Below are 3,270 nucleotides of genomic sequence, written 5' to 3' on the forward strand. Positions count from 1 at the left end.
AAAATTTACTTAAATCTAGGCTGGTTTCCTATTAATTCTCAATAATTAATGTTTATTGAGAATATAGGCTCTTTCCAGAAAAGCCTCTAACCCTTTTGAATACTCATTTTTAGCTGGTTTTCTTACATCGAACTCAGGTTCGTCGGTGCTGGTATTGGCGCACTAGGCTCAGTATTAGTAGAAGGTGGACAACTGGCGGGAGTTGGTAGTGATTTGCGGCGGTGGATAGCTATTATTACAGGTATAATGCTGATTTGGTTTGGTTTAGGGCAAGTTAAACCCGATTTTTTACCGCATATACCCCTATTACACCCCATATTAAAAGGGAATTTACACAACCGTCTGAGTGCGGCCATGCTGAAATTATCTGCACAAACTCAATGGTGGACACCGGCACTTTTAGGCATGACTTGGGGATTAATGCCCTGTGGTTTTTTATATGCGGCTCAAATTAAAGCTGCGGCTACAGGGAATTTGTGGCAAGCTACAGCAACAATGTTAGCTTTTGGAATTGGCACACTACCCATCATGTTGGGACTAGGTGTTTCCACGGCGTTAATTAGTCAAGATCAGCGGAGTCAATTATTTCGCTTGGGTGGGTGGGTAACTCTGATTATTGGTGCTATTACCCTATTGCGGACAGGGGATACGATGACGGACTATAGCGGACACGCTGCCTTAATTTGTTTAGATCTCTCATTGATTGCCCGGCCTGTGAATAGTTTTTGGTCTGCACCTCTGCGTTACCGTCGGGCGCTGGGCGTTGGGGCTTTTGTGCTTTCGGTAGTACATACTATCCATAATCTTGAACACTCACTAGACTGGAATCTTACCGCTTTTTGGTTTTTACCGTTAGAATTTCAGTGGGGAATGAGTGCAGGGGCTGTGGCTTTGGTATTAATGCTCCCTGCGGCTTGTACAAGTTTTGATGTTATGCAAAAGTCCTTAGGTAAACATTGGCGGCATATTCATCTTTTGAGTGTACCAGCTTTGTTATTGAGTGCTATTCATACGGTTATGATTGGTTCTCATTATCTGGGGGCTGTAAGATTAAGTTGGCAAAACCAATTAGCAGCCGTGTTACTGAGTCTAATTACCTTAGCTGTATTGTTGATCCGTTCGCGGTATTCTTGGTTATATTTACGTCTAGAAAAATTTTATGTTCCTCCCAATAAATCGCGGTAAATTAACTATTTCTCCTGCACACAAAATCAAGTATCTATTATTAGTTTTATTTGGTTTAATAGTTACTACAAATACTCAAGTTTTAGCCCATACGGTGAAAATATCGGCAGATGTTGGTGCTACTATCCATATAGAACCTAATGATAATCCTCGCGCTGGAGAAGTTACTCAAGCTTGGTTTGCCCTGACTCGGAAAGGTGGTAAGGTAATTCCTTTAAAAGATTGTAATTGTCAGTTGGCTATTTATGCTGAACCTCATGCAGTGGGAGAACCAGCATTACTTGAACCTCCATTAAAACCTATTCAAGCTGAACGTTATCAAGGCATTCCAGGGGCAGAAGTAACTTTTCCCAAACCAGGGGCTTATCAGTTGCAATTAAGTGGTAAACCTGTGACTGAAGGAAGTTTTAAACCTTTTGAGTTAAAGTTTGTTGTCACTGTGACTACAGGAAAGAATATAGATACTCTTCAATCTAGGCCAAGTGTAAATGAGAATCAGCAAGGAACAACAATTGGATTAGCACAACCTTTGATTTGGTTGGGAATTTTGCTGCTGTCTGGAGGGATTTTAGTTTTCTTGGTGCAAACAATGAAGAAGAATAATTAAAGTTAGTCTTTTTTGGCAGTTAACTGAATACTTGGATTTGGTAAAAATGTATATCTCAGATATAATCCTAACCACACAAATCCGATAATTAACAAAGTCCCAATTCCCAGAAAATTCGGCAACCAAAAAACTACCTCTACATGATTTATAGCCCCTGCTTTAATTGTCCATAGCAGTTGATTACCATGCTTTTCTGGTTGGATAGCATTTTCATCATTTTCAATATTCTTGACTCCCCAAGGTGTCTGTAGGCTAAAGTCTAGATTGACAATAGAACTATCACCTTTAGTGGTCAGCATAGCCAAAGAACGCAAATCTAAATCATAAACTAAATGATTTCTGGAAAATAGGAAAAAATTCGTATCTTCTGCAACTAAAGTTGAAGTAATATTTGATATTCCCGAACCATTACCATCTTCATCAGTTCGAGTATTAAAAAAGCCAGTGAATTTTTCTTGTAATTCCTTTGCACTGGTAAAGGGAATTTTAACAACGATTTCTGATGGTGAAATTCTCTCTGTTGAACCTGCTAATTGTCGCGCTCGTTGTTCTAAAGTTTTTAACCATTGTGATAGATAATCACTACTAAAAATAGTGATTTTTTCCGATAATTTAATATGTTGTACTAATTCACCATTATTAGTGCTGTTAAAGTTGACTCCTAAATCATACTTTACACAACCAGATAATAGTAATGAAGAAAAAATTACCATAAATACAATAGGTTTAATTTTGGTAAATTTTCCAATTTTCCTAATTAAAAAAAACACAGATTTGCTTAATTGTAATATCATCTTAATGAAAGTGAATACATTCATGACTAAATTTCTCCTTATTTACTAAAAACTTAACCAAACTAAATAGGAAATTGTTAAACCAACAGCAATTAAAGCTACCCAAACAAAATTATTATCTTTAGTATTGACTGTATTCAGGTCAATATATTCTCGTTCTCCAGGTTTTTGTTTAAATGTAGATTTTTTAGATTGAGAAGTGACAACTATTTTGGATTTGTGATCAGAAGTTATGTCCAAATCGGGAATTTCTGTCATCAATTCTTTAGGTCTGTTAAGTTTGGGCGCTTTTAAAATATATAGTAGGCGCTTTGCTTGTTGACGAATTTCATAATGGGGATGACGAATGAGTTGTTGACAAAGATTTATCGCTTCTTCCGAACGTCCCGCAGCTTCATAAGCATTCACCAACCAAATGTCTACTTCACCAGCAAAATGGGTATTTTTTTCTAATAGGGTGCTGGCTGTTTCTAGATTTTCTACAGATTTCCGATATTGACCATTTTCAAAAGCAGTTGTCCCCATTTGATAATGAGATTTAGCGAGTTCTAAATTTTCTGTGGTCATTGGTCAGTTGTCAGTTGTCAGTTGTCAGTAGGGGCGAAGCATTTGGAAGATAAATTATCGGTCATTGCCAAAAATAGTTCTCCAAATGCTTCGCCCGTACAGTTGTCAGTTGTCAGT

Annotated in this window: 3 protein-coding genes and 1 pseudogene; 2 read left to right on the plus strand and 2 right to left on the minus strand. The window is 37.5% G+C overall.

The window, feature by feature from the left end:
- Nucleotides 1-141: 141 nt before the first annotated feature.
- Nucleotides 142-1,185, plus strand: a pseudogene (locus PN450_RS08610) (urease accessory protein UreH domain-containing protein); the annotation flags it as partial.
- Nucleotides 1,160-1,792, plus strand: a complete 633-nt coding sequence (locus PN450_RS08615) for a hypothetical protein (RefSeq protein ID WP_271836020.1) — start codon at nucleotides 1,160-1,162, stop codon at nucleotides 1,790-1,792. The pseudogene PN450_RS08610 and the gene PN450_RS08615, both read left to right, overlap by 26 nt.
- 2 nt (nucleotides 1,793-1,794) lie before the next feature.
- On the opposite strand, the gene PN450_RS08620 is transcribed toward PN450_RS08615, so the two are convergent.
- Together PN450_RS08620 and PN450_RS08625 are read right to left on the minus strand one after the other, a co-directional pair.
- On the minus strand, nucleotides 1,795-2,610 hold the full coding sequence (locus PN450_RS08620) for a DUF3153 domain-containing protein (RefSeq protein ID WP_271836021.1): 816 nt from the start codon (nucleotides 2,608-2,610) through the stop codon (nucleotides 1,795-1,797).
- A gap of 21 nt (nucleotides 2,611-2,631) precedes the next feature.
- Nucleotides 2,632-3,153, minus strand: a complete 522-nt coding sequence (locus tag PN450_RS08625; protein ID WP_271836022.1) for a tetratricopeptide repeat protein — start codon at nucleotides 3,151-3,153, stop codon at nucleotides 2,632-2,634.
- Nucleotides 3,154-3,270: the final 117 nt, after the last annotated feature.

Source organism: Dolichospermum lemmermannii CS-548 (assembly GCF_028330815.1).
Taxonomy (GTDB): domain Bacteria; phylum Cyanobacteriota; class Cyanobacteriia; order Cyanobacteriales; family Nostocaceae; genus Dolichospermum; species Dolichospermum lemmermannii.

Excerpts from the sequence above, each read along its gene's own strand:
- PN450_RS08615 (WP_271836020.1), top strand. The coding sequence starts at position 1,160 with ATGTTCCTCCCAATAAATCGCGGTAAATTAACTATTTCTCCTGCACAC.
- PN450_RS08620 (WP_271836021.1), bottom strand. The coding sequence starts at position 2,610 with ATGAATGTATTCACTTTCATTAAGATGATATTACAATTAAGCAAATCT.
- PN450_RS08625 (WP_271836022.1), bottom strand. The coding sequence starts at position 3,153 with ATGACCACAGAAAATTTAGAACTCGCTAAATCTCATTATCAAATGGGG.